At 62.3% G+C, this 26,572-nt stretch carries 18 protein-coding genes; 4 read left to right on the top strand and 14 right to left on the bottom strand.

Annotated features, from left to right (window positions below):
* Nucleotides 1-27: 27 nt before the first annotated feature.
* From phaP to aceE, 8 genes are all read right to left on the bottom strand, one after another.
* Entirely contained in the window at nt 28-453 is a 426-nt protein-coding gene (phaP, locus tag NLM31_RS05570; RefSeq protein WP_254191710.1) for a TIGR01841 family phasin, read from the bottom strand.
* 21 nt (nt 454-474) lie between these two features.
* Complete coding sequence (locus tag NLM31_RS05565) at nt 475-822, bottom strand: acyl-CoA thioesterase (protein WP_254191709.1); 348 nt, start codon at nt 820-822, stop codon at nt 475-477.
* A 54-nt stretch (nt 823-876) separates the two neighbouring features.
* On the bottom strand, nt 877-1,602 hold the full coding sequence (gene phbB, locus NLM31_RS05560; protein WP_254191708.1) for an acetoacetyl-CoA reductase: 726 nt from the start codon (nt 1,600-1,602) through the stop codon (nt 877-879).
* Nucleotides 1,603-1,716: 114 nt separating this feature from the next.
* Nucleotides 1,717-2,889, bottom strand: coding sequence for an acetyl-CoA C-acetyltransferase (locus NLM31_RS05555; RefSeq protein ID WP_254191707.1), 1,173 nt, complete (start codon nt 2,887-2,889; stop codon nt 1,717-1,719).
* A gap of 57 nt (nt 2,890-2,946) precedes the next feature.
* A complete protein-coding gene (locus tag NLM31_RS05550) occupies nt 2,947-4,290 on the bottom strand; it encodes a dicarboxylate/amino acid:cation symporter (RefSeq protein WP_254191706.1) in 1,344 nt (447 codons plus the stop codon).
* A 49-nt stretch (nt 4,291-4,339) separates the two neighbouring features.
* Entirely contained in the window at nt 4,340-6,082 is a 1,743-nt protein-coding gene (lpdA, locus tag NLM31_RS05545) for a dihydrolipoyl dehydrogenase (RefSeq protein ID WP_254191705.1), read from the bottom strand.
* 16 nt (nt 6,083-6,098) lie between these two features.
* On the bottom strand, nt 6,099-7,667 hold the full coding sequence (locus tag NLM31_RS05540) for a dihydrolipoyllysine-residue acetyltransferase (protein WP_254191704.1): 1,569 nt from the start codon (nt 7,665-7,667) through the stop codon (nt 6,099-6,101).
* Nucleotides 7,668-7,691: 24 nt separating this feature from the next.
* The gene (gene aceE / locus NLM31_RS05535; RefSeq protein ID WP_375167464.1) at nt 7,692-10,379 is read right to left on the bottom strand and encodes a pyruvate dehydrogenase (acetyl-transferring), homodimeric type; all 2,688 of its coding nucleotides are present in this window, start codon (nt 10,377-10,379) and stop codon (nt 7,692-7,694) included.
* Nucleotides 10,380-11,016: 637 nt separating this feature from the next.
* Between aceE and lipA the strand changes: the two genes are divergently transcribed.
* Complete coding sequence (gene lipA, locus NLM31_RS05530) at nt 11,017-11,985, top strand: lipoyl synthase (RefSeq protein WP_254191702.1); 969 nt, start codon at nt 11,017-11,019, stop codon at nt 11,983-11,985.
* A 754-nt stretch (nt 11,986-12,739) separates the two neighbouring features.
* On the opposite strand, the gene scpA is transcribed toward lipA, so the two are convergent.
* From scpA to NLM31_RS05500, 6 genes are read right to left on the bottom strand one after another with little or no spacing between them, the layout of a single operon-like run.
* Nucleotides 12,740-14,893 (bottom strand): methylmalonyl-CoA mutase, encoded by a 2,154-nt coding sequence (scpA, locus tag NLM31_RS05525; RefSeq protein ID WP_254191701.1) that lies wholly within the window; start codon nt 14,891-14,893, stop codon nt 12,740-12,742.
* A gap of 46 nt (nt 14,894-14,939) precedes the next feature.
* Nucleotides 14,940-16,826 (bottom strand): methylmalonyl-CoA mutase family protein, encoded by a 1,887-nt coding sequence (locus NLM31_RS05520; RefSeq protein ID WP_254191700.1) that lies wholly within the window; start codon nt 16,824-16,826, stop codon nt 14,940-14,942.
* Between the two features lie 59 nt (nt 16,827-16,885).
* Entirely contained in the window at nt 16,886-17,995 is a 1,110-nt protein-coding gene (locus NLM31_RS05515) for a CaiB/BaiF CoA-transferase family protein (protein WP_254191699.1), read from the bottom strand.
* Between the two features lie 54 nt (nt 17,996-18,049).
* Nucleotides 18,050-20,065 carry an acetyl/propionyl/methylcrotonyl-CoA carboxylase subunit alpha gene (locus NLM31_RS05510; protein ID WP_254191698.1) on the bottom strand — a complete coding sequence of 672 codons (2,016 nt, stop codon included), beginning with the start codon at nt 20,063-20,065 and terminating at the stop codon, nt 18,050-18,052.
* 7 nt (nt 20,066-20,072) lie between these two features.
* Nucleotides 20,073-21,605 (bottom strand): acyl-CoA carboxylase subunit beta, encoded by a 1,533-nt coding sequence (locus NLM31_RS05505; RefSeq protein WP_254191697.1) that lies wholly within the window; start codon nt 21,603-21,605, stop codon nt 20,073-20,075.
* Nucleotides 21,598-22,326: a biotin transporter BioY gene (locus NLM31_RS05500; RefSeq protein ID WP_254191696.1), complete on the bottom strand. Its 729-nt coding sequence runs from the start codon at nt 22,324-22,326 to the stop codon at nt 21,598-21,600. The genes NLM31_RS05505 and NLM31_RS05500 overlap by 8 nt, the downstream gene beginning before the upstream one ends.
* Between NLM31_RS05500 and NLM31_RS05495 the strand changes: the two genes are divergently transcribed.
* From NLM31_RS05495 to NLM31_RS05485, 3 genes are all read left to right on the top strand, one after another.
* Complete coding sequence (locus NLM31_RS05495) at nt 22,313-23,719, top strand: short-chain fatty acyl-CoA regulator family protein (RefSeq protein WP_254191695.1); 1,407 nt, start codon at nt 22,313-22,315, stop codon at nt 23,717-23,719. The genes NLM31_RS05500 and NLM31_RS05495 overlap by 14 nt on opposite strands.
* A gap of 529 nt (nt 23,720-24,248) precedes the next feature.
* Entirely contained in the window at nt 24,249-25,463 is a 1,215-nt protein-coding gene (locus NLM31_RS05490; protein WP_254196136.1) for an ABC transporter substrate-binding protein, read from the top strand.
* A gap of 81 nt (nt 25,464-25,544) precedes the next feature.
* Complete coding sequence (locus NLM31_RS05485; protein WP_254191694.1) at nt 25,545-26,516, top strand: nitronate monooxygenase family protein; 972 nt, start codon at nt 25,545-25,547, stop codon at nt 26,514-26,516.
* The last annotated feature ends 56 nt before the right edge of the window (nt 26,517-26,572 follow it).

Here is a 26,572-nt window from a genome sequence, read left to right as displayed (position 1 = left end):
CGCGCTTGCGCGATGCGGCGGTCGACCTCAGGTGCGTCCGCCACGTACACGCATCGCAGCCATTCCCTCCTCGAAACGCCGCCGCAGGATTTCAACCGTCTGCTTCTGCTGTTCCGTCGCGGTCTCGGCGAGTTGGCGCATGTTGGCGAGCGCTGTTTCGAATCCCTGCCGGGCGATCTCGGTGCGCCTTCCCGCCACGGCCTCGTTGCTCGTCTCGGCGGCGATCGCCTTCATCGTTTCCTGGAAGACCTCGGCCTGCCGCGCCATCAGATCCCGCCAGCTCTCATAGGTCGAGCGGTTGACCTCGATCAGGGCATCGATGTTATTCTTCTCCATATCAAGCAGCGCCTTCATATCGACGCCGCTGATCTGGCAGGATTCAATGAGCTTGGCGAAGTCGAGACCCGGAAGGCCCCAGTCGGTCGCGCCTGCCTTCGATTTTCCGTCGGACATTTCCCTCTCCTTCGTTAGTCGTTACTGCTCGTCTCGACTGGCCGGAATCGGCGCAGGTCGTCCCTCGGCGTCCAGTGCAACGAAGGTGAAGATTCCCTCCGTCACCTTCACACGTTCCCCCAGGCGCCTGCGCAGCGCCCAGGCTTCCAGGCGGATCGCGAGCGACGTGCGCCCGACGCGCTCGGGCGAGGCGTAAACGCACAGGACATCCCCGACATGGACTGGCTTGATGAAATGCATCGCCTCGATCGCCACCGTTGCGACCCGTCCCTGCGCGCGCTGGCCGGCATGGATGCCGCCCGCGATGTCCATCTGCGAAAGCACCCATCCGCCGAAGATATCGCCGCTCGGATTTGCGTCCGCGGGCATGGCGAGCGTTCGCGTCGTGAGGTCCCCTCGTGGATGGATCGACATCGCAGTCGCTCAAGCCATGTGCTGGCCGCCGTTCGCCGAGATCGTCGAGCCTGTGATGAAGCCGGCATCATCGGATGCCAGGAATACAACCACTCGCGCGATCTCTTGCGGCTCGCCCAGGCGGCCGACCGGGATCTGCGGCAGGATGTTCTTGGCCACCACCTCCGGACTGATCGCCTTGACCATCTCGGTGGCAATATAGCCTGGGCAGATCGTGTTGACGGTGATCCCGGCGCGTGCGCCCTCCTGCGCCAACGCTTTGACGAAGCCGATGTCACCCGCCTTGGCGGCGGAGTAGTTGACCTGCCCCATCTGGCCCTTCTGGCCGTTGATCGAGGAGATGCAGATCACCCGGCCGAACTTGCGCTCGCGCATCCCTTCCCACACGGGCCGGGTCATGTTGAACAGCGAGTTCAAGTTGGTATTGATGACCGCGTACCATTGCTCCGGCGTCATCTTGTGGAACATGCCGTCCTTGGTGATCCCGGCGTTGTTGACGAGCACGTCCACCGGACCGAGGTCCGCTTCAACCTGCTTCAGGCCAGCGGCGCAGGCCTCGTAGCTCGATACGTCCCATTTGTAGACGTTGATGCCGGTCTCGGCCTTGAACTTGGCGGCCGCTTCGTCATTGCCTGCATAGCTCGCAGCCACCTTGTAGCCGGCCGCCTTGAGCGCAACCGAGATCGCCTCGCCGATGCCGCGTGTTCCGCCGGTCACCACCGCAACTCTGGACATTATCCCCTCCTGATCGGTTCATGTTGTATTCGCCGGCTCCAGGGAGCCGTCGTCGTTCGCGGACGGCCTGTTATCGTCCGCGTCTCGTTCCAGCCGAATGGATCGGCCCCCGGCCTAGCGCTCGACGGTCAGGGCGACGCCCATGCCGCCGCCAATACACAGCGTAGCAAGACCCTTCTTGGCATTGCGCTTCTGCATCTCGAACAGCAGCGTCGTCAGCACCCGCGCGCCGGAGGCGCCGATCGGATGGCCGATGGCGATGGCGCCGCCGTTGACGTTGACGATCGACGGATCCCAGCCCATGTCCTTGTTGACGGCGATCGCCTGGGCCGCGAAGGCCTCATTGGCCTCGACGAGATCGAGATCCCCGACCTTCCACCCGGCCTTCTCGAGCGCCTTGCGGGAAGCAGGGATCGGCCCCGAGCCCATCACGGCGGGGTCGACGCCCGCGGTCGCCCAGGAGACGATCCTGGCGAGCGGGGTGAGACCGCGCTTGTTGGCTTCATCAGCGCTCATCAAGACCAGGGCCGCGGCTCCATCGTTCAGGCCCGACGCATTGCCGGCGGTCACCGAGCCTTCCTTGTTGAAGGCCGGCTTCAGCTTCGCGAGCGCATCCTGCGTGGTGCCGGGCCGAATGTATTCGTCCTGGTCGACCACGACGTCACCCTTCCTGGTCTTGACCGTCACGGGAACGATCTCGTCCTTGAAGCGGCCGCCCTTCTGTGCGTCCTCGGCCTTGTTCTGCGAGCCGGTGGCAAACGCGTCCTGCTCTTCCCGGGTGATCTGCCATCGGGCCGCAATGTTCTCCGCCGTGACGCCCATGTGGTAGCCGTGGAACGCATCCAGCAGGCCATCCCTCAGCATGGAATCGACGAACTTGACGTCGCCCATCTTGGTGCCGTTGCGCAGATGCGACAGATGCGGGGCCATCGACATGGACTCCATGCCACCGGCCACGATGACCTTCGCGTCGCCGTTGGCAATCTGTTGCAGGCCGAGCGCGACCGAGCGCAGGCCCGAGCCGCAGAGCTGGTTCATGCCCCACGCCGTCTTCTCCTGCGGAATGCCGGCTGCCATCGCGGCCTGCCGGGCCGGATTCTGCCCCTCGCCGCCGGCGAGGACCTGCCCGAGGATGACCTCGTCAACCTCTTCAGGGGCGACCTTGGCGCGCTCGAGGGCACCCTTGATCGCCACAGCGCCGAGCTCATGGGCGGGTAGCGAGCCCAATGCTCCGTTGAAGGAGCCAACCGGCGTTCGCGCCGCAGAGACAATTACCACGTCCGTCATGTTCAACTCCCCGCTTTCTTCTGGTTTGAACGAATGGCCATTTATGCCGCGCCGCCGTCAGAGACCTCGTCCCTCGGTAACGGCGGTCTCGAAGTCCGTTACATCGATCTCCCGTTCGAGCCCGGAGCGCAGCTTGTCGCGGTCGAGCTCGCCCTCCCACCACGCCACCACCACGCAAGCAACGCCGTTGCCGCAGAGGTTGGTGAGCGCGCGGCATTCGCTCATGAACTTGTCGATGCCGAGCACGATCGCCATGCCGGGCAGCAGTTCGGGCCTGACGGCCGCAAGCGTGCCGGCGAGCGTGATGAACCCCGCCCCCGTGATGCCGGATGCGCCCTTCGATGTCAGCATCGCAACGACGAGGATCGTCATCTGTTCGCCGAAGGACAGCTCGACGTTCATTGCCTGGGCGATGAAGAGCGTCGCCAAGGTCATGTAGATGTTGGTGCCGTCGAGGTTGAAGGAATAGCCGGTCGGCACCACCAATCCGACGACGGACTTGGAGCAGCCGAGTTTCTCGAGCTTCTCCATCATCTGCGGCAATGCGCTCTCCGAGGATGAGGTGCCGAGCACGATCAGCAGCTCGTCCTTGATATATTTGAGAAACTTGAAGATCGAAAAGCCGGCGATCCGGGCGATGATGCCGAGCCCAACAATCACGAACAGGAACGCCGTGAGATAGAAAGTGGCGATCAGTCCGGCGAGATTGCCAAGCGCCTGGGGGCCATAGCGACCAATCGTGTAGGCCATCGCGCCGAAGGCTCCGATGGGGGCGACCTTGACCACGATCGAGATGACGCCGAACATCGCATGGGCAACGTCGTCCACGAACGCCCTGACGGTATGAGCCCGCTCGCCGAGCCCCATCAGCGCAAAGCCAAACAGAATGGCAAACAGCAGGACCTGGAGAATCTCACCCTGGGCGAATGCCCCGACGACGGTATCCGGAATGATGTGCAGAACGAAGTCCACCGACTTCATCTCGCTCGCCTGTTTCGCGTAACCGGCGACGGCTGCGGCGTTCGACTGACCCTGAAAACCTGATCCGGGGTGCAGAACGTTGGCGACGATCAACCCCAGCGCCAGCGCAAAGGTCGAGACGACCTCGAAGTAGACCAGTGCCTTGATCGCGACCCGGCCGACCTTCTTGACCTCCGAAATGTGGGCAATGCCGGAGACGACCGTGCAGAAGATGATCGGTGCAATGGCCATCTTGATCAGCTTGACGAAGCCGTCGCCCATCGCCTTGATCCAGTCGTTCTTGCCGAGATCCGGCCAAAGCCAGCCGACAATGACGCCGAGCACGATCGCCGCGAGCACCTGAACATAGAGAACCCGGTAGAACGGCTTCTTCTGCGTCGCAGCTATCGTTCCGGACGTCGCAATGGTCGCTCCAGACATTGTTTCTCCCTCCCTTATTTCGCTGCCCGCTGCTTAGAGGCAGACGGAGCTATTTCTTTTTCTGCGGCGGCAGATCGGTGCAGTGCCCCTCAAAGACCTCTGCCGCCATGCCGATGGACTCGCCGAGCGTCGGGTGCGGATGAATAGTCTTGCCGATATCAGCCGGCTCGCATCCCATCTCGACCGCAAGGCAGATTTCGCTGATGAGATCGCCTGCATGCGTACCGACGATTCCGCCGCCGATGACCCGGTGCGTCGTCGTATCGAACAGCAATTTGGTAAAGCCCTCGTCGCGGCCATTGGCGATGGCGCGGCCGGAGGCCGCCCAGGGGAAAACGGACTTACCGAACTTGATGCCTTCGGCCTTGCATTGGTCCTCGGTCTTGCCCGCCCAGGCGACTTCGGGATCGGTGTAGGCGACGGATGGAATCTGGCGCGCGTCGAAATACGACTTTTCGCCGTGCGCGACCTCGGCGGCGACATGCCCCTCATGGACAGCCTTATGCGCCAGCATCGGCTGTCCCACGATGTCTCCGATCGCAAAGATGTGCGCCACGTTGGTGCGCATCTGCCGGTCGACATTGATGAAGCCACGATCGGTCACGGCGATACCTGCTTTCTCGGCACCGATCTTCTTGCCATTCGGGCTACGGCCGACCGAGACCAGAACGAGGTCATAGACCTGTGGTCCGGCAGGCGCCTGCTCGCCCTCGAAGCTCACCTCGATGCCGGCATCAGTTGCTTTTCCACCTACCGTCTTGGTCTTCAGCATGACCTTGTCGAAACGCTTCGCGTTCATCTTCTCCCAGACCTTGACCAGATCGCGATCGGCGCCCTGCATCAGGCCATCGAGCATCTCGACGACGTCGATGCGCGAGCCGAGCGTCGAATAGACGGTCGCCATTTCGAGCCCGATGATGCCGCCGCCGATCACCAGCATGCGCTTCGGGATCGACCTCAGAAGCAGCGCACCGGTCGAATCGACAATTCGCGGATCTTCGGGAAGGAACGGCAGCTTCACGGCCTGGCTGCCCGCGGCGATGATGGCCTTGGCGAACTTGACCGTCTTCTTGGCCCCCGCGGAGACGACTTCGAGATGATGTGGATCGAGGAAGGTGCCGACGCCGGTCACGACCTCGACCTTGCGAGCCTTTGCCATTCCGGCAAGGCCGCCGGTCAGCTTCTTGATGACGCCATCCTTGAACCCACGCAGCTTGTCGAGATCGAGCTGCGGCGCACCGAAGGTGATGCCATGGTCGGGGAGATGCTTGACCTCGTCGATCACGGATGCCGTGTGCAGCAGCGCCTTGCTCGGGATGCAGCCGACATTGAGGCAGACGCCGCCGAGCGTGTCGTAGCGCTCGACCAGCACGGTCTTCATGCCGAGGTCGGCGGCACGGAAGGCGGCGGAGTAGCCGCCGGGACCGGCGCCCAGAACCAGCATGTCGCATTCGATATCGGCCTTGCCGGCGTGCGTAGCCGCTACAGGGGCGACAGGCGGTGGCGACGCAGCCGGCCGCGACGCCGGCGCGGGTGCCGGCGCAGCGGCAGCCCCTGTGGTCTCGAGCATCAGGATCACGGATCCCTCGCTCACCTTGTCATTGACCTTGACCCTGACCTCCTTCACGACGCCGGCGTGCGAAGACGGGATCTCCATCGACGCTTTGTCGGATTCGACAATGATCAGGCTGGTGTCGACCGCAACGGTCTCGCCGGCTTTCACCATCACCTCGATGACGGCGACGTCCTTGAAGTCGCCGATGTCAGGAACCTTGACTTCGATCTGGGCCATACTGCGCTCCCCAACCTCAGAACAACACGCGCCGCAGATCGGCGAGCACATTGGCGAAATAGACGTTGAACCGCGCGGCCGCCGCGCCATCGATGACGCGGTGATCCCAGGACAGCGACAGCGGCAAGGTCAGACGCGATGTCCAGGTCTTGCCGTCGGCCGAATGCTGCTTCCAGTAGCCCTTGCACACGCCCATGATGGCGACCTCGGGCGCGTTGATGATCGGAGTGAAGTAGATGCCGCCGATGCCGCCGAGCGAGGAAATCGAGAAGGTGCCGCCCTGCATCTGGTCCGGCTTGATCTTGCCCTCGCGCGCCAGCTTGGCGAGCGCGTTCATCTCGGTGGCGATTTCCGGGATCGACTTTTTGTCGGCATCGCGGATCACAGGCACCATCAGCCCGTTCGGCGTGTCTGCGGCAAAACCGATGTGCCAGTAGTTCTTGTAGACGAGCGTATCGCCGTCGAGGCTCGCATTGAACTCGGGAAACTTCTTCAACGCTGCGACGGCCGCCTTCATCATGAACGGCAACAGCGACAGCTTGACGCCGCTCTTCTCAAGCTCCTTGTTCATCTTAACCCGGAACTGCTCGATATCGGTGATGTCGGCCTCATCATGGGTCGTGACATGCGGGATGACGACCCAGTTGCGGTGAAGGTTGGCCGCCGAGATCTTCTTGATCCGGCCCATTTCCTTGCGCTCGACCGGCCCGAATTTGGCGAAATCGATCTTCGGCCACGGCAGAAGGTCGATACCGCCAACGCCGCCGCCCGCGCTCGCGGCGGCTTGCGGTTTGGCCGAGGACGCCCCGCCTTTAGCAAAGGCCTCAACGTCTTCGCGTTGAATGCGGCCGTGATTACCTGACCCCTTGACCTTGCCGAGATCGACATTGAGTTCGCGCGCCAGCTTGCGCACGGCCGGGCCGGCATAAGCGAGGGCGAATTCGGTCTCGTCGATCGCCCCGACTTGCGCCGCGGGGGCCGCGGCCGATGCCGGCGATGCCGACGCCGGCGCTGAAGGCGCCGCAGCGACGGCCACCGGGGCCGACCCGGTTGCGAGCACGAGAATCACCACGCCCTCGCTGACCTTGTCGCCAGTCTTCAGCTTGATTTCCTGCACGGTGCCCGCAAGCGGCGCCGGCACTTCCATCGTCGCCTTGTCCGACTCCAGCGCAATGAGCGGGTCTTCCGCCTTCACACTGTCGCCCGGCTTGACGAAGATCTCGATGACCGGAACGTCCTTGAAGTCGCCAATATCGGGAACGCGCACCTCGGCCACGCCCGCCGGCGCGCTGACGGGTGACGGCGGCGCGCTGACGACCGGCCGCGTCTCGGCCTGTTCGGCGCCCGCTTCCTCGAACTGGACGATCACGGCGCCTTCGCTGACCTTGTCGCCGACCTTCACCACCACCGACTTGACCACGCCGTCCCGCGGCGAAGGCACTTCCATGGTCGCCTTGTCGGATTCCAGCGCGACCAAAGGCTCTTCGGCCTTCACCTTGTCGCCCGGCTTGACGAAAACCTCGATGACCGGGACGTCCTTGAAGTCACCGATGTCGGGAACCTTGATATCGATCAGACCACTCATCGCTCTGTCCTCGGCTCCGCTGCGTCACACAGTCCAGGGCGCAGCGCGCCCGGCATCGATTTGATATTTGGCGATCGCCTCGGCGACGATTGCAGGCTTGATCGCCCCCTCATCGGCCAGCGCCTTCAGCGCGGCGACGGCGACGTAATGCCGGTCGACCTCGAAGAACTTCCGCAACTTGACGCGATAGTCGCTGCGGCCGAAACCGTCCGTGCCCAGCACGACGTAGCGGCGTCCGGCGGCCTGCACGTATTCCCGGATCTGGTCGGGGTAGTTGCGCATGTAGTCGGTCGAGGCGACTACCGGCCCGGTGTGACCTTCAAGCTGGGTCTCGACCCAGCTCTTGCGGCGCGGCTCGGTCGGATGCAGCAGGTTCCAGCGCTCAGTCGCCATGCCGTCGCGACGCAGTTCGTTGAAGCTGGTGGCGCTCCACACGTCTGCCGTGACGCCGAAATCCGCCTTCAGCAGTTCCGCCGCCGCTATCACCTCGCGCAGGATCGTGCCCGAGCCGACGAGCTGCACGCGCAGCCCCTTCTTGGCGGTCTCGCCCCCGTTCTTGAGGAGATAGAGCCCCTTGAGAATCCCCTCTTCCGCTCCCTTGCCCGCCTCGGCAAGCGCGGGATGCGGATAATTCTCGTTCATCAGCGTGATGTAGTAGTAGACGTCCTCCTGCGCCTCATACATGCGGCGCATGCCTTCGCGAACAATGGTCACGACTTCATAGGCGAAGGTCGGATCATACGACACGCAGTTCGGGATGGTGCCGGCCAGCACGTGGCTGTGGCCGTCCTCATGCTGCAAGCCTTCGCCGTTCAGCGTGGTGCGGCCTGCAGTACCGCCGAGCAGGAAGCCGCGCGCCCGCATATCGCCGGCGAGCCAGGCCAGATCGCCCACGCGCTGAAGACCGAACATCGAGTAGTAAATGTAGAACGGGATCATCGGCACGTTGTTGGTCGAGTAGGACGTCGCAGCGACGATCCAGCTCGACATGGCGCCGCCCTCGTTGATGCCTTCCTGGAAGACCTGCCCACTCTTGTCTTCGCGGTAGTACATCAGCTGATCGGCGTCCTGCGGCCGGTAGAGCTGGCCGACCGATGAATAGATGCCGAGTTGTCGGAACATACCCTCCATGCCGAAGGTGCGGGATTCGTCCGGCACGATCGGCACGATATGCTTGCCGATCGCCTTGTCGCGCACGAGCGCGCCGAGCATCTGCACGAATGCCATCGTCGTCGAGATCTCGCGGTCACCGGTGTTTTCGAGCAGCCGCTGGAATGTCGAGAGCGGTGGAATTTGCAGGGACGCAGATTTCCGCCGCCGCTGCGGCAGCGCGCCGCCGAGCTTTTCGCGCTGCGCCCGGAAATACTTCATTTCGGGGCTGTCTTCCGGCAACTTGAGGAACGGCACCTTGGCGAGGTCTGCATCTGCGACCGGCACCTGGAAGCGGTCGCGGAAGCCGCGCAGCGCGTCCTGGGTCATCTTCTTGGCTTGATGCGCGATCATCTGGCCTTCGCCGGATTCGCCCATGCCGTAGCCCTTGACCGTCTTCGGCAGAATGACCGTTGGCTGGCCCTTGTGGTTCACAGCTGCGGTGTAGGCGGCGAAGACTTTCTCAGGATCATGGCCGCCGCGCGCCAGCTGCCAGATCTCGTCGTCGCTCATGTCAGAGACGAGCTGCTTCAGCTCGTCGTACTTGCCGAAGAAATGTTCGCGGATGTAGGCGCCGCTCTTGCTCTTGAAGTCCTGATACTCGCCGTCGACGCATTCTTCCATGCGCTTGAGCAACAGCCCGCTGCGGTCCTTCTGCAGTAGCCTATCCCAGCCCGAGCCCCACAATACCTTGATGACGTTCCAGCCGGCACCGCGGAAGACACTCTCAAGCTCCTGCACGATCTTGCCGTTGCCGCGCACCGGACCGTCGAGCCGCTGCAAATTGCAATTGATGACGAAGATCAAATTTTCGAGGTTTTCGCGGCCGGCAAGCGAGATGGCGCCGAGCGACTCCGGCTCGTCTGTTTCGCCGTCGCCCATGAACGCCCAGACCTTGCGGTTCGACGTCTCGGCCAGAAGACGGTTCTCCAGATATTTCAGGAATCGCGCCTGATAGATCGCCATCAGCGGTCCCAGCCCCATCGACACCGTCGGAAACTGCCAGAAATCCGGCATCAGCCACGGATGCGGGTAACTCGACAGGCCCTTGCCGCCGGTCTCCTGTCGGAAGCCGAGCAATTGTTCTTCGCTCAGCCGCCCCTCGAGATAGGCGCGCGCATAGATTCCTGGCGAACAATGTCCCTGGACGAAAATGAGATCGCCGCCGTGCGATTCCGTTGGAGCGTGCCAGAAGTGACCGAAGCCGATATCGTACAGCGTGGCGGCAGACTGGAAGCTCGCGATATGGCCGCCAAGCTCCGAGCTTTCCTTGTTGGCGCGCAGGACGATGGCAAGCGCGTTCCATCGAATGATCGAGCGCAGCTTGTGCTCGATGGCGCGGTCGCCCGGCAGTGCCGGCTGCTGATCCGCCGGGATCGTGTTGCAATAGGGCGTCGTCAACGTCTGCTGAATGCCGAGGCCGCCGCTGCGCGCGGCGGCAATAACGGCGTTGACGACGAATTCGGCGCGCTCGCTGCCGCGGTGACATCGGATCGCCGACAGGGCATCCAGCCACTCCCGAGTTTCCTGCGGGTCCTGATCGTGCGCGTCCGCGATCGTCATTGCTTTCTCCATTGCATGCCAAGCCGAAGTCGAGCGCCAACGTTCATTGCAGCCCCCGCTCATGCGGACGCGCGCAATGCCGAACGGGCGGTATCCCGGTCGTGTTAGGTCGTGAGTTGATTGTTGGCTGGCATCTGAACGTCCCCTCACATCGTCTATTTTTAAGCTGTCGCTTCTTTTGACGGCTTATTAAGCAGCATTCGTGCCAGTCCACGGAAAAGTACGGCATCTCAACGATGTCGTTCAATTTGCTTGGGTTTGCCGGATGTCCCGTTTCTAGGGAAAGCGCATCTCGACCAAATCCGTCTGAAGCTCCGGAAAACCGGCTAGAGTGACCACCCGAAATATCGGATCGCTCGGACGGACCGTTTTGCATGCGAGGCGCCATGCCTGCCACCCCGCGCGGCCCGTTGGAACTGGAGCATCCGCGCAAGGGTTCGCTCCGTTATGCGAGCGCGAACAACACGCGATCACAAATCAGGTTGACGCGCATCGTCGCGATAGCTGAATGTCAGCAACCAAGCACGCGTGGCTCCATTGTTACCGCGCGATTGCTTGCGCGAGTCGAGACGTATCACGCAGCGTGAGCGAAGCCGCCGGCATGTTCGGCTCTGATACATCGCAGGGGGATGGGTGCATGACGGTGATACTCGATCTGCTCAACAACGATCCGCGCACAACACAGGGGGCCGAGAGGCCGCGCCATCCCGAAAAGGCGAACCGCCCGGACACGCCGCTGCAAAGCAAGCCCGAATGGATCCGCGTGAAAGCTCCCGGCTCCGCCCAATGGACGGAGACGCGACGTATCGTGCGCGAGAACAAGCTCGTCACCGTCTGCGAGGAAGCGAGCTGCCCCAACATCGGCGAGTGTTGGGCGAAGAAGCACGCCACCTTCATGATCATGGGCGACACCTGCACGCGCGCCTGCGCGTTCTGCAACGTGCGCACCGGCTTGCCCGGCCCGCTCGATGCCGACGAGCCCGGCAAGGTCGCCGACGCTGTGGCTAAGCTTGGACTTGAGCATGTGGTCGTGACCTCGGTCGATCGCGACGATCTCGCCGACGGCGGCGCCGCCCATTTCGCCGCAACGATTGCTGCGATCCGCGCAACGAGCCCGGCGACGTCAATCGAAATTCTTACGCCCGATTTCCTGCGCAAGCACGGCGCACTCGAAACGGTCATTGCAGCGCGACCAGATGTATTCAATCACAATCTGGAAACGGTTCCGTCAAAGTATCTCACGGTGCGTCCCGGTGCTCGCTATTTCCATTCAGTCCGGCTCCTGCAACGCGTCAAGGAGCTCGACGCGCGGATCTTCACCAAATCGGGAATCATGGTGGGGCTCGGCGAGGACCGCAGCGAGGTGCTACAATTGATGGACGATCTGCGTTCCGCCGACGTCGATTTCCTGACCATCGGGCAGTATCTCCAACCGACGCGCAAACACCATGCCGTAGTCCGCTTCGTGCCTCCAGATGAGTTCGAGGCCTATGAGAAGACTGCCTATGCCAAGGGATTTCTGATGGCCTCCGCCACGCCACTGACGCGATCCTCACACCACGCCGGTGATGACTTCCGCAAGCTTCATGAGCGCCGACGCGTTTAGCTTCTCTGCTGCTGGATCGCGCTACTCCACAAAACGGACTCGCAGTGCAAACCGTCACCCAGCTTCATGGCTTAGCCGGAGCTCAAGACGCAACAGATTGGCGGGCATTATCCGCTTGTCGTGCTCTCGGATGGATTCCGTTGGCCCTCCTGAGATTTTTCCTGATCTCTTGGTGCACACGTCGCGGCCTCTAGCTATTTGAAGATATTTAACTATCGCTCCGATCCATCATGGGTAAGTTTGAGCCAATCCCGGCAACCGATATCCAACTAAGCTGGACGATTGCTACGCATAGCGCCGTCTCCTCATCCTGAGCCTTAGCCGGTCTACTCCCATCCTTGTCCGCCCGGGCAGTTCGGCGGCGTCCTGACAAGAGGTCAAGTGCGTGCTGGTAGCGGACGCGTCCTTAAACCGAATTCGCGAGGCAGTCGGACCGGCCCCGCCCGTCTCAGCATCCTCGGTGGCCGACTCTGCCCTTCGCAGGATTAGGTCTGGCTTTTGCCAACTCGTTGCGTTGGAGGCACAATTCTTCGATTTTCGCTATCATTCTCTCCACAATTGCCTCCGTCGCGTCGACGCGTATCCCAGCGCGTCGGAGACGGGCGATCTCTCTGCGCTGACGCCCAACCTGAAGGCGCGTGCGATCTATCTCGTGACGTATCGATTCAAGAGTCGGCATGATGGGTATTCTTCTGCTCAGAACCGATAGATCGAAGCGCAACCTCAATGTAGCGGCGGTTTGGGAGCCAGGGCGCTAGGCTGCCTCGCTATGCCCGAGCCGGGCATTCAGCTTACGGATCAGTTCCTCCGCCGCCTCCGCAATCACCGTGCCTGGCGGGAAGATCGCCTCTGCGCCGGCTGCGTAGAGCGCGTCGTAATCCTGCGGCGGCACCACGCCGCCAACGATGATCATGATGTCGTCGCGGCCCTGCTTCTTCAGTGCGGCCTTGAGCTCGGGCACCGCGGTGAGGTGGGCGGCGGCGAGCGAGGAGACACCGAGAATGTGCACGTCGTTCTCGACCGCCTGCCGGGCGGCTTCGTCGGCGGTCGCGAACAGCGGCCCGATGTCGACGTCGAAGCCGATATCGGCGAACGCCGACGCGATCACCTTCTGGCCGCGGTCGTGGCCGTCCTGGCCGATCTTGGCGACGAGGATGCGCGGGCGGCGACCCTCGGCCTCCTCGAAGGCGTCGATCAGCGCCTGAACCTTCTCGACCTGGTTGCCCATGCTGGACGCCTCCCGCTTGTAGACGCCGGTGATGGACTTGATCTCGGCGCGGTGGCGGCCGAACACCTTCTCCATCGCATTCGAAATTTCGCCGACGGTCGCCTTGGCGCGCGCCGCGTCGATCGCGAGCGCGAGCAGATTGCCGTTGCCTTCACCGGCCGAACGCGTGATCGCGGCGAGCGCGGCATCGACGTCCGTCTGGTTGCGCTCGCTCTTCAGCCGCGTCAGCTTGTCGATCTGCAGGCGGCGGACATTGGTGTTGTCCACCTTGAGGATGTCGATCGGCGCTTCATCGGTCGGCTTGTACTTGTTGACGCCGATCACCGCCTGCTTGCCGGCATCGATGCGGGCCTGGGTCTTGGCCGAGGCCTCCTCGATGCGCAGCTTGGGCACGCCGGCCTCGATGGCCTTGGCCATGCCGCCGAGCTCCTCGACCTCCTGGATATGGCCCCATGCCTTGGCCGCGAGGTCGCGCGTGAGCCGCTCGACGTAGTAGGAGCCGCCCCAGGGGTCGATGATCCGCGTGGTGCCGCTCTCCTGCTGCAGAAACAGCTGGGTGTTGCGGGCGATGCGTGCCGAGAAGTCGGTCGGCAGCGCCAAGGCCTCGTCGAGCGCATTGGTGTGCAGCGACTGGGTGTGGCCTTGCGTCGCCGCCATCGCCTCCACCGTCGTGCGCATCACGTTGTTGAAGACGTCCTGCGCGGTCAGCGACCAGCCCGACGTCTGTGAATGCGTGCGCAGCGACAGCGAGCGCGGGTCTTTCGGATTGAACGGCTTGAGCAGCTTCGCCCACAACAGGCGCGCGGCGCGCATCTTGGCGACTTCCATGAAGAAGTTCATGCCGATGGCCCAGAAGAACGACAGCCGCGGCGCGAAGCGGTCGACGTCGAGGCCCGCGGCAAGACCTGCGCGCAGATATTCGACACCGTCGGCGAGCGTGTAGGCGAGTTCGAGGTCCTGCGTCGCGCCGGCTTCCTGCATGTGGTAGCCGGAGATCGAGATCGAATTGTACTTCGGCATCCTCGTGGAGGTGTAGGCGAAGATGTCCGAGATGATCCGCATCGATGGCGCGGGCGGATAGATATAGGTGTTGCGCACCATAAACTCTTTCAGAATGTCGTTCTGAATGGTGCCCGACAGCTTCTCCGGCGGCACGCCCTGTTCGCCGGCGGCGGCGACGTAGAGCGCGAGGATCGGCAGCACCGCGCCGTTCATGGTCATGGACACGCTCATCTGGTCGAGCGGAATCCCCGCGAACAGCGTGCGCATGTCGTAGATGGAATCGATGGCCACGCCGGCCATGCCGACGTCGCCGCCGACGCGCGGATGGTCGCTGTCATAACCGCGATGGGTGGCGAGATCGAAAGCGACCGAGAGGCCCTTCTGGCCGGCGGCGAGGTTGCGGCGGTAGAACGCGTTGGAATCCTCCGCCGTGGAGAAGCCGGCATATTGCCTGACGGTCCAGGGCTGGTTGACATACATGGTCGGATAGGGGCCGCGTAGGTATGGCGCGATGCCTGGATACGTGTCGAGGAATTCGAGCCCGGCGAGATCGGCTTCGCCGTAAGCACTCTTCACCGGAATGCCTTCGGGCGTCAGCCACGGTTCGGCGCGTCCCGCGGGCGCGGGGCTTGCGACCTTCTCGAACGCAACATCGCCGAAATTGGGAATACGGGTCATCGTTTCGTCCAATCGCCGTTGAGCGCGCGAGGCGCTGAATCTAGCCCTATACGTGTTCGGTCCACTGATAGACGTCCTGCAGTGTTGCGAGCGCATCGGCGCCGGCAAAGATGAAGCCGGCGACGCCGGCGGCACGCAGCGCCGTCTCCGCCTCGGCCGGGCGGCCTGCCAGATAGATGTGTCGGCCGCCGGCCGATTGCAGAGCCTTCGCCGCGGCCTCAGCGTGTTCCGCATAGATCTTGTCGCTGGAACAGAGGCAGGCAATCGCGGCGCCCGAGGCCTTGAACGCGGCCGCGAGCTTGGCCGGATCGGCAAAGCCCTCGCTGCCGAGGGCCTCGATGCCGCCGGCCTCGAAGAAGCTCTTGGCAAAGGTCGCGCGCGCGGTGAAATCGGCGGGCGTGCCGAGATTGGCCAGAAACACCTTCGGCCGCGCGCCGCGCGCTTTGAGTGCCGCATCGGATTTGTCGCGCAGCGCCTCGAACGGTTCCGCCAAACGGATCGGCGGCAGCGGCACGAACTTGTATTTCTGCTCGCCATAAGGCGCGAGTGCGACCGGCGTCGCCTTCAGCACTGCGGTCTCGCTCTCCTGCAGGTTCGGAAACTCGCTGGCGCCGGTCAGCACGTCCCGGCGCTTGGCGATGTTGGCGTCGCGCACCTTTCGCGCAGCCGCCACCTTGCCCTGGAACAGGCCTTGCTGAAGCGCGGCGAAGGCGCCGCCGGCTTTCTCGCTCTCCTGGAACAGCGCCCAGGCGGCCTCGCAAAGCTGCACCGTCAGCGTCTCGATGCCGCCTGTGCCGGCCGCGGGATCGCTGACCCTGGCGAGGCTGCTCTCTTCCAGCAGCAGGAGCTGCGTGTTGCGCGCCACGCGCCGCGCGAACGGATCGGGCAGGCCGAGCGCCAGCGTGTGCGGTAGCACGGTGATCGCGTTGGCTCCGGCAAGTCCCGCCGCGAAGGTCGCGATGGTCGCGCGCAGCATGTTCACGTAAGGGTCGCGCTGCGTCAGCATGCGCCAGGCCGTATCGGCGGCGATGAATAGCGGCTTCGGCGTGAGCCCGCACGCCGTTTCTATGCGCGCCCAGAGCAGCCGCAGTGCGCGGAATTTCGCCATGGTCAGGAATTGGTCGGCATCCGCGGCAAGCCGCGCGTAGACCATGCCCTGCGCCTGCTCCAGCGGAACGCCGGCGCTTTCGATCGCGCGCAGATAAGCGACGCCGCAGGCCAGCACGAAGGCAAGCTCCTGCACCTCGGAGCCGCCGGCATCGTGGATCACGCGTCCGTCGGCGGATGCGAACGGTCCCTTGAAGCCGAGCGCCGCGAGGCCCTTGATGGCGCCAGTGACGGCGGGAACGATCTCGTCCCATGTGAAGGGGCTGTGGCCCCACACGGCACCGGCCGCGAGCGGATCGAGCCCGAAGCGGATGTTGCAGGCCGCAGGCGAGAGGCCGTTGCTCTTCACATATTCCGCAACATGGATCGCGGCCATCCGCGATTGCGGCCCGATCTGGAGCTCTATGCCGATGCCGGCATCGAGATGGACGTCCTTCAAGACCTTTGCAACGGCTTCAGCCGAAGGTTCCAGACCAAAACCATGTGCGCCAGTGCCGCCGGCGAACACCAGCGAGAGCCCGGTCGCGCCATTCTCGAGATCGGTCAGCGCCTGCGCATTCGCGATCGCCGCATCGGGATGGTCGATCCGCTGTATGATCTGCCACGGCGCCGCCGCGGCTCGTCCGACTACCGGCGAAACGCCCTTGGCGCGCGGATAAAGCGGTTCGATCTTGAGGCCGTCATAGGTCTTGCCGACCAGCTTCTCGAACGGCCCGCCCTTCAGCACGCCGTCGACCAGCTTGCGCCAGTCTTCGACGGTCGCCTTGGGAAAATCCGCCGCCAGCGGCAAGTCATCCGGCGTCACGGTCTGGGCCCCCTTGCACATCGGCGCAAAACTCCGGCTCGGGTCTGCACGGCATCGACAATCCCCCTACGAAAATTGACCTACTGGCGATTCTTCCAGGAGCCCATGACCGCCGCGAGCGACAGTTCTTCTGGGTCGCGGGCCATTGAGGGTGTCCTCGAGAACCGCGGCGCCGGAGCAGGCTGTAGAACCCCATGGCGCGTAAGAAAGACCTCCCGCGAAACCATGTGCTCGTGGCGCGAGGCTTCCGTCATCGTCAAGACCGGGGCGAAGCAAATGTCGGTCCCTTCCATGATCTTGCACCACTCCTCGCGTGTCTTGCTCTTGAAAACTGCCGCAAGTCTTTGCTTCAGCTTTGGCCAGGCTGCGGCATCCATCTGAGCATCGAAGTCAGGATCAAGCAGGCCTGCATGCTGTCGCAACAGCGCGTAGAATTGCGGCTCGATGGATCCGATCGAAACAAAATTGCCGCAAGCGCATTCGAAGACACCGTAGAAATGCGCACCTCCGTCCAGCATGTTTTGCTCGCGGCCTTCGACCCAGTCCCCAGTAGCGCTCATGTCGAAGAACATGGTCATCAACGAGGCTGCTCCGTCACACATTGCGGCGTCCACGACTTGTCCCCTCCCCGACGTCTTCGCTTCCATCAGCGCCGCAAGAACACCGACGATGAGATAGAGGGCACCTCCGCCGAAATCACCGACCAGATTGAGTGGCGGGATCGGTCTTTCGCGTGTACCGATTGCGGCGAGCGCGCCCGTGATCGAGATGTAGTTGATGTCGTGACCCGCTGCGTTCGCGAGGGGACCATGCTGCCCCCAACCGGTCATCCGCCCGTACACAATTCGAGGATTGCGGTTGAGAATAACGTCGGGACCTAGCCCTAGGCGCTCCATCACGCCCGGACGGAAGCCCTCGATCAGGGCGTCCGCCGTACAGAGAAGCTCGATGACATCGCCTTTGCTCTTGTCATCCTTCAGGTCGACATTGACCCACTTGCGACCACGCGCCGCAATTCCCTTCAAATTCCTGGCAGCACCGACACGGTCAAGGGTCACAACCTCGGCGCCCATGTCTGCCAGCATCATGCAAGCGAAGGGGCCGGGACCGATCCCGGCGAATTCTACGATACGAACGCCGGCAAGAGGGCCGTTTGCTCCGACCGTCTGCGAGCCCGAAGCAGCTACCATGTGGGATCTCCCATCTGATTTTCTTGATCGTCGGTTGCTCGTTTAGAGAATGCGCTATCCGAACTCCAGGATCAGCGCGTCGACCGCGAGCGTCGCGCCGGCACTGGCGTGAATCTTCTTCACGGTGCCGTCCTGCTCCGCGCGCAGCACGTTCTGCATCTTCATGGCTTCGACGACCGCGAGCGTCTCGCCGGCCTTGATCTCCTGCCCCTCGGTCACCGCGATCGAGACGATGAGCCCGGGCATCGGACAGAGCAGCTTCTTGCCGGTGTCGGAGGCCGTCGGCACCGGCATCAGCCGCGCCGAGGCCGCTTCCGCTTCAGTCCAGACATAGACCGGCACCTCGACGCCCTGATGCGCGAGGCGGATGCCGTTGGCAATCGGGCGCGCCTGCACCGCGACGAAGTGGCCGTCGATCGTGCCCTGCCAGACCGGATCGCCCGGCTTCCATGCGGATTGCAACAGACGCACGTTGCCGACCTTGCCCTCGGCATCTATGAAGCGGATCGCGATCGCCTCGCCCTCACGCGCAACCTCGAGCGAAATCTCCTGGCGGTCGAGCCACACGGCACGGCGAAGCTCGCGCTGCACGACGCGGCCACCCATCTGGCCGGAGATCTGGCGCTTGCGCTCGCCAAGCACGTGATCGATGGCGGCACCGACCGCGGCGATCCGCCGCGCGACCTCGCCTTCGGGCACGCGCACGGAAAAGCCCTTGGGGAATTCTTCCGCGATGAAGCCCGTCGACAGATTGCCCTCGCGCCAGCGCGGATGATGCATCAGCGCCGACAGGAACGGGATATTGTGCCTGATGCCGTCGACATAGAACGAATCCAGCGCAGTCGCCTGCGCCTCGATCGCGGCCGCGCGCGACGGCGCATGCGTGACGAGTTTTGCGATCATCGGATCGTAATGGATCGATATCTCGCCGCCCTCCTGCACGCCGGTGTCGTTGCGCACGGTGATGCCGTCCTTGCTTAACTCAGCCGGCGGACGATATTTCACCAGCCTTCCGATCGAGGGCAGGAAGTTGCGGAACGGGTCTTCGGCATAGAGACGCGACTCAACGGCCCAGCCGGTGAGCGTGACGTCCTTCTGCGCGAGGGCAAGCTTCTCGCCGGCGGCAACGCGGATCATCTGCTCGACGAGATCGACGCCGGTGACGAGTTCGGTGACGGGATGCTCGACCTGCAGGCGCGTGTTCATCTCCAGGAAGTAGAAGCTCTTGTCTTGTCCTGCGACGAACTCGACCGTGCCGGCTGAATCATAGTTCACGGCCTTGGCCAGCGCGACGGCCTGCTCGCCCATCTTGCGGCGGGTGGCCTCGTCGAGCAGCGGCGACGGCGCCTCCTCGATGACCTTCTGGTTGCGGCGCTGGATCGAGCATTCGCGCTCGCCGAGATAGATCACGTTGCCATGCTTGTCGCCCAGCACCTGGATCTCGATGTGCCGGGGATCGACGATGAACTTCTCAACGAAGACACGATCGTCGCCGAACGAGGCCTTGGCCTCGGCCTTGGCGAGATTGAAGCCTTCGGCGACCTCGGATTTCGAATGCGCGATGCGCATGCCCTTGCCGCCGCCGCCGGCCGAGGCCTTGATCATCACGGGGTAGCCGATCTCGTCCGCGATGCGCACCGCGTGCTTGTCGTCCTCGATGACGCCGAGATAGCCGGGCACGGTCGAGACTTTTGCTTTTGCGGCGGCCTTCTTGGATTCGATCTTGTCGCCCATTGCCGCGATGGCGCCGGGGTTGGGGCCGATGAAGACGATGCCGGCCGCCTCCAGCGCGCGCGGAAACGCCTCGCGCTCGGACAGGAAGCCGTAACCGGGATGCACGGCCTCGGCGCCTGTCTTGCGGCAGGCCTCGACGATCCTCTCGATCACCAGGTAGCTCTCGGCCGCGGCAGGCGGGCCGATCAGCACGGCCTCGTCGGCCATCTCGACATGGAGGGCGTCGCGGTCGGCCTCGGAATAGACGGCAACCGTCTGAATTCCCATCTTGCGGGCGGTCTTGATGACCCGGCAGGCGATTTCGCCGCGATTGGCGATCAGAATTTTTTTGAACACTGCTATCTCACAACGGCAAATTATCGTGCTTCTTCGCGGGCATCTCCACCTTCTTATCCTTCAGCATCGCCAGCGCCCGCGCGATCCGCCGCCGCGTCGAGTGCGGCATGATGACGTCGTCGATGTAGCCGCGCTCGGCGGCGATGAACGGTGACAGGAAGCGGTCTTCGTATTCCTTGGTGCGGGCGGCGATCTTGTCGGGGTCGCCGATGTCGCTGCGGAAGATGATCTCGACCGCGCCCTTGGCGCCCATCACCGCGATCTGGGCGGTCGGCCAGGCGTAGTTCATGTCGGCGCCGATTTCCTTCGAGGCCATGACGTCGAAGGCGCCGCCATAGGCCTTGCGGGTGATGATGGTGACCAGCGGAACGGTGCACTGCGAATAGGCGAACAGCAGTTTTGCGCCGTGCTTGATCAGGCCGCCATATTCCTGCGCGGTGCCCGGCAGGAAGCCCGGCACGTCCACGAAGGTGACGATCGGGATGTTGAAGGCATCGCAGAAGCGGACGAAGCGCGCGGCCTTCCGCGAGGCGTCGGAGTCGAGCACGCCCGCCAGCACCATCGGCTGGTTGGCGACGAAGCCGACGGTGCGGCCGGCGATGCGGCCGAAGCCGGCGACGATGTTCTTGGCGAACATATCGGCGATCTCGAAGAAATCGCCCTCGTCCACGACCTTCAGGATCAGCTCCTTCATGTCGTAGGGCTTGTTCGGATTGTCAGGGATCAGCGTATCGAGCGACATGTCGATCCGGCCGATATCGTCGAAACTCGGCCATTCCGGTACGCCGTCGCTGTTGTTGGACGGCAGGAAGTCGATCAGGCGCCGCATCTGCAACAGCGTCTCGACGTCGTTCTCGAAGGCGCCGTCCGCGATCGAGGAGCGCGTGGCGTGCACCGAGGCACCGCCGAGCTCTTCGGCGGTAACGACCTCGTTGGTCACGGTCTTCACCACGTCGGGGCCGGTGACGAACATGTAGCTGGTGTTCTTCACCATGAAGATGAAGTCGGTCATCGCCGGCGAATAGACGTCGCCGCCGGCGCAGGGGCCCATGATGACGGAGATCTGCGGGATCACGCCCGAGGCCAGCACGTTGCGGCGGAACACGTAGGAATAGCCGGCGAGCGCGGCGACGCCTTCCTGGATGCGCGCGCCGCCCGCGTCATAGAGGCCGATGATGGGCGCCCGCGCCTTCATCGCCATGTCCTGCAATTTGGTGATCTTCAGCGCGTGGGTCTCGGAGAGCGAGCCGCCGAACACCGTGAAGTCCTTGGCGAAGACAAACGTCTTGCGGCCGTTGACGGTGCCCCAGCCGGTGACGACGCCGTCGCCCGGCACCTTGGTCTTCTCCATGCCGAACTCGGTGGAGCGGTGCTCGACGAACATGTCGAACTCCTCGAACGATCCCTTGTCCAGCAAGAGCTCGATGCGCTCGCGTGCGGTCAGCTTGCCGCGGGCGTGCTGCGCCTCGATGCGCTTCTCCCCGCCGCCGAGCTTGGCGCCGGCACGACGAGCCTCGAGCATTTCGATCACTTCAAGCATCGGCTTGGCCTCGCCCGTTGTTCGTCCAACCTCGCCAGAAGTGGAATGCGAGGGCGACTGCAGTCACTTTCAGCAAGTCAGCGATGATGAATGGAAAGAAGCCGAGCCGAAGCAGTGGTGCATCGAACCCGATGACGATCCCAAGCCATAGGAGACCCGCAGCATAAATAGTTGCGAGGAAGACCCCGGCGCTCGCTACGATCGACAGGAATGAGCCATTCCGATCACGCTCAGCGAGGTAACCAGCCAACAGCGCGGCCGGGAGACAAGCGAGCAGGTAGCCACCCGTCGGTCCCAGAATGTAGGCGAGACCGATGCCCTTTTCGGGAGAGCCGGCAAAGACAGGAAGCCCTGCAATGCCCTCGAAAAGATAGGCGAGTACGGCAAGACTGCCTCGGATCGGACCGAGGGTTAGGCTGATGCCGAAGACCACGAAGGTCTGCATGGTCATTGGCACCGGATAAAACGGGACCTGAACCTTCGCTGAGACGGCAATGAGCAGCGAAGCGCTTACGATCATCGCCAAGTCGAGGCTAATGCGGCGCGGTGCGCTGCGGAGCACGCCTGAATTGTAAATCATCATCATGAGCTCGATTGGAGAAGGGAGCGGTCTCCGTACGAGGCAAAGCGCCTCCGCGAAAGGCTTGAAGAGGCACAACTGCACATGATACAAATTTGCAAAACGAAAATTGCAAAGTTGCAAAAAAATGTCGACTGGCAAGCTCTATATCGGACGAAGGGTTCGCGAGGTCCGCGAAGCAGCGAAGCTGACCCAGACAGCGTTCGCGGAAAGATTAGGTATTTCAGTTAGTTATATAAATCAGATCGAGAACAACCAGCGATCGGTCTCGGCATCGGTTTTGGTTCTTCTGGCCGAGCGATTTGGGATAGACCTGAGTTCCATATCGACGAACGACGGCGATCGGCTCATCGCAATACTATCGGAAGCATTGGCCGATCCCGTCTTCTCCCCCCACTCCCCCAGCCTCCAGGAGCTGAAGCTCGTCGTTCAGAACGCACCTAGCTTTGCGCAGGCGCTGCTCAGTTGCCATCAGGCCTACCGGCGCAATAGCGAACAACTCGCAAGCCTGGATGACCACATCGGCGGCTGGAGCACCGAACCAACCCCCTATGAGGAGGTTCGCGACTTCTTTCACTTCACCGACAACTATGTTCACGATCTCGACGTCTCAGCCGAGAGTCTGGCGCTTGAGCTCGACATCGCCAACAGCGACGCAAACGCAGCGCTCGCGAAGCATTTGGAGAACCAACACGGCGTGCTGATCCGGAGAACGGATCCTGGCGATAGCTCCTTGAGGCGCTTCGACCCTGCATCGCGAATCCTCTTCTTGAGCCCATATCTGCCTGCCGCGACACGCAGCTTTCAAATGGCGCTTCAGATCGCTGCGCTTGAGCAGGAAGACCAGATCGAAAAAATTGCGAAACGTGCCGAGTTTCGCACGGCTGACGCGCGCGAGGTATGCAAGGCCGGCCTGCGGAACTATTTTGCGGGAGCACTGATCCTGCCGTATCAGGCATTCCTAACGACCGCTAAAGAGTTGCGTCACGATCTTGACCTGATCGCGGCCCGTTTCGGCGCGAGCCTGGAGCAAATTGCCCACCGGCTCTCCACGCTACAACGGCCGGGTCAAAAGGGCGTGCCGGTTTTCTTCGCGCGTGTCGACCGCGCGGGAAATATCACAAAGCGCCATAGCGCAGCGAAATTGCAGTTCGCGCGCTATGGCGCAGCTTGCCCACTATGGAATGTGCATCAGGCGTTCGAGTCACCGAGCCGCATCATTCGGCAGCTCGCAGAAACACCGGACGGCGTGCGCTTTCTCTGCATTGCGACCGAACTCGCTAAAGGCCACGGTGGGTTCGGAACACTGCGGCCGCGCTATGCGATCGCCCTTGGATGTGAAATCTCCTACGCACGAGATTTCGTGTATGCCGATGGGCTCGATCTGACGAGCAAAGGTGCTTACGATCCGATCGGAATCTCTTGCCGCATTTGCGAACGTGCAGACTGCGCACAACGCGCGGTGCCTCCGTTGAAAAGCAGGTTGACGGTCCATCGCAATCGGCGAAACGTTCTGCCGTATGAAATTTCCTAGGTCCCGAGTACCGGCCGCTGACCTCTGCGTGAGACTCGAAGCGAGACCTAGAGGCGTCAATTCGGGTTGGCGTTTGACAGGCCTGCGAGAACGTTGGGGACGGAGCGAACTTTCTCGCGCGTAGGACAATCCTGGCCGCCCGGATCACGCCTGACGCACCCGCTTGCCGCGGCCATGCTGGGCCTCGATGCGCTTCTCGCCGCCGCCGAGCTTGGCTCCAGCGCGCCGAACTTCGAGCTTGTCGATTGCGGCAATCATCAGCCGCACCTTCACGTTAGGAGCGAGTTGAGAACACACATATGGGGAGCGTGGGCTTGACCAAAAGTCCAACTTTAGTAACATGACGTCAGTGTCATAATTTTTACTGCTGTAAAATATCGGCAATAATTTGATATTGCTTGATAAATTTACAGACAGAAGAAACTTTGATGCCGAAATCAACGGTGACAATGGCACCGCTTTGAGAGAGCTGCGGGACGTCCAGGCGTCCAAACGATCAAGCAAAAACGAGACAGGAGGAGCGCTGAATATGCGTGGTTTGATATTTTTTGCCGTCGCCGCTGGCATCACAATCGGTTCGCAGGAAGCATTGGCCCAGAAGCAGTACGGCCCGGGCGCGAGCGACACCGAGATCAAGATTGGAAATATCCTGCCCTACAGCGGGCCCGCTTCCGCCTACGCCATCGTGGGAAAGATCGCTTCTGCCTACGTGACGATGATCAACGAAAAGGGCGGAATCCACGGACGGAAGATCAATTGGATCTCGTATGACGACGCCTACAGCCCGCCGAAAACGGTCGAGCAGGCCCGCAAGCTGGTTGAAAGCGACGAAGTCCTATTCCTCTACCAGACGCTCGGTGTTCCGCCGAATCTTGCCATCATGAAGTACATGAACCAGAAGAAGGTGCCGCAGCTCATGCTCGCCACCGGGGGCACGAGGTTCGGCGAGGATCCGAAAGCGTTTCCGTGGACGATGCCCTTCAATGCATCCTATCAATCGGAAGGTCGGATCTATGCAAAATGGGTTCTGAAGGAACATCCCGCCGCGAAGGTGGCCGTCCTCGTTGCCAACGACGAGTACGGCAAGGACATATACAAAGGCGTCAAGGATGGGCTCGGCGACAAGACCTCGATGATCGTCGCTGAGGCGACCTACGACTTTAGCGACCCCACGATCGATTCGCAGATCGTCAAGCTGAAGGCGTCAGGAGCAGATCTGCTGCTCAATCTCAGCCAGCCCAAATTTGCCGCGATGGCGATTCGGAAGATGGGCGAGCTGGATTGGAAGCCTGTCCATATCCTCAACAACGTTTCGAGCTCCGTAGGAGCGGTGATCAAACCGGCCGGCCTCAACTACGCGCAAGGCATCATCAGCGCAGGGTATTACAAAGACCCGACAGACCCTCGTTGGAAGAACGACCCAGGCATTCAGGAATGCGAACGCTTCTTGCAGAAGTACGCACCTGATGCAGACCGCAATAGCAGCCTCGTTACCTACTCCTATGCAGCTCTTCAAACACTCCAATATATTCTCGAGCAGGCGGGGGATAACCTGACCCGGGAGAACATCATGAAGGTCTCAGAAAGCCTGAATGGTTTCGCACCCTCGACTTTGCTCCCCGGAATCACTCTCAACACGTCGCCTACCGATCATTTCCCGATCGAACAGATGCAGTTGATGAAATTTGAAGGAGACAATTGGGTCACTTTTGGTCCGATCATCGAAGGCAAGTTGTCCAACTAGGAGCATCCGAGCCGCACGGATTTGGAAGTCCGTGCGGCTTCCGTTCTCAGATGGCTACAAAGTGCGATCGAAGGAGAGAAGGTGGACTCGTCGAAGCAACTGGCACAGTTTCAGGATCGCCTAGCCTTACCGTTGATCGCGGCCCCGATGTTCCTCGTCTCGGGCATCGAACTCGTCGTGGCCGCGAGCCGAAACGGGGTAATAGGATCATTCCCGACGGTGAATTGCCGCAGCGCCGACGAGCTCGATCATTGGCTAACTACGATCAACGAGCGCCTGCACCGTTACCAATCCGAAACCGAGAGACGCCATGCGCCGGTCTGTCCGAACCTGATCGTACACAAATCCAATGCCCGCCTGTCAGAGGATCTGCAGGTCGTCCTTAAACACAAGGCAGAGATGGTCATCACCTCGGTCGGATCCCCTACCCCCGTGCTTCGACCGCTTCAGGAGTCCGGCGTCATGGTTCTTGCTGACGTGGCGTCCATTCGGCACGCAGAACGAGCAGTAGAGGCAGGCGTCGACGGTCTCGTGCTGTTGACGGCAGGGGCTGGCGGCCAGACCGGCTGGCTCAATCCATTCGCGTTCGTCCGCGCGGTCCGCACGTTTTTCGACGGTGTGATCGTGCTCGCCGGCGGAATTAGCGACGGTGTCGCCCTGCGAGCGGCGCAGGCACTGGGCTGTGATCTCGCTTACATGGGAACCAAGTTCATCGCGACTCGCGAGAGCATGGCTGATCAGAGATACAAGCAGATGCTCGTAGAGAGCTCTGCGGACGATGTCCTTCTGACTACCGCGTTCACGGGATTGCAGACCAACATGCTGAGGCCGTCGATCAAGGCAGCGGGCCTCGAACCGGACAACCTGCCGCCGCATGGTTCGATCGAAATCGGGAACGACATTGACATCGCCGCGCGGGAAGCTCGGCCGACGAGGTGGCGGGACATCTGGAGCGGCGGGCATTCAACTTCCGGAGTCAGAAATATCCTGTCCGTTGATGATTTGATCGCGCAGACCATCACGGAATTCCGCGGCGCCGGCCAGGCGCGATGATCCGTGCCCCGCAAACGAAGACTTCGCCCAGCTTCCTTGGATGAGCAGGGCCAGAA

The sequence above is a fragment of the Bradyrhizobium sp. CCGUVB4N genome, assembly GCF_024199945.1.
Lineage (GTDB): Bacteria > Pseudomonadota > Alphaproteobacteria > Rhizobiales > Xanthobacteraceae > Bradyrhizobium.
This window is presented reverse-complemented; position numbering and strand designations above follow the sequence as displayed.

Excerpts from the sequence above, each read along its gene's own strand:
- phaP (WP_254191710.1), bottom strand. The coding sequence starts at position 453 with ATGTCCGACGGAAAATCGAAGGCAGGCGCGACCGACTGGGGCCTTCCG.
- aceE (WP_375167464.1), bottom strand. The coding sequence starts at position 10,379 with ATGACGATCGCGGACGCGCACGATCAGGACCCGCAGGAAACTCGGGAG.
- NLM31_RS05555 (WP_254191707.1), bottom strand. The coding sequence starts at position 2,889 with ATGACGGACGTGGTAATTGTCTCTGCGGCGCGAACGCCGGTTGGCTCC.
- lpdA (WP_254191705.1), bottom strand. The coding sequence starts at position 6,082 with ATGGCCCAGATCGAAGTCAAGGTTCCTGACATCGGCGACTTCAAGGAC.
- NLM31_RS05520 (WP_254191700.1), bottom strand. The coding sequence starts at position 16,826 with ATGTGCAAGGGGGCCCAGACCGTGACGCCGGATGACTTGCCGCTGGCG.
- lipA (WP_254191702.1), top strand. The coding sequence starts at position 11,017 with ATGACGGTGATACTCGATCTGCTCAACAACGATCCGCGCACAACACAG.
- phbB (WP_254191708.1), bottom strand. The coding sequence starts at position 1,602 with ATGTCCAGAGTTGCGGTGGTGACCGGCGGAACACGCGGCATCGGCGAG.
- NLM31_RS05505 (WP_254191697.1), bottom strand. The coding sequence starts at position 21,605 with ATGCTTGAAGTGATCGAAATGCTCGAGGCTCGTCGTGCCGGCGCCAAG.
- NLM31_RS05495 (WP_254191695.1), top strand. The coding sequence starts at position 22,313 with ATGTCGACTGGCAAGCTCTATATCGGACGAAGGGTTCGCGAGGTCCGC.
- scpA (WP_254191701.1), bottom strand. The coding sequence starts at position 14,893 with ATGACCCGTATTCCCAATTTCGGCGATGTTGCGTTCGAGAAGGTCGCA.
- NLM31_RS05540 (WP_254191704.1), bottom strand. The coding sequence starts at position 7,667 with ATGAGTGGTCTGATCGATATCAAGGTTCCCGACATCGGTGACTTCAAG.
- NLM31_RS05550 (WP_254191706.1), bottom strand. The coding sequence starts at position 4,290 with ATGTCTGGAGCGACCATTGCGACGTCCGGAACGATAGCTGCGACGCAG.
- NLM31_RS05490 (WP_254196136.1), top strand. The coding sequence starts at position 24,249 with ATGCGTGGTTTGATATTTTTTGCCGTCGCCGCTGGCATCACAATCGGT.
- NLM31_RS05515 (WP_254191699.1), bottom strand. The coding sequence starts at position 17,995 with ATGGTAGCTGCTTCGGGCTCGCAGACGGTCGGAGCAAACGGCCCTCTT.
- NLM31_RS05565 (WP_254191709.1), bottom strand. The coding sequence starts at position 822 with ATGCCCGCGGACGCAAATCCGAGCGGCGATATCTTCGGCGGATGGGTG.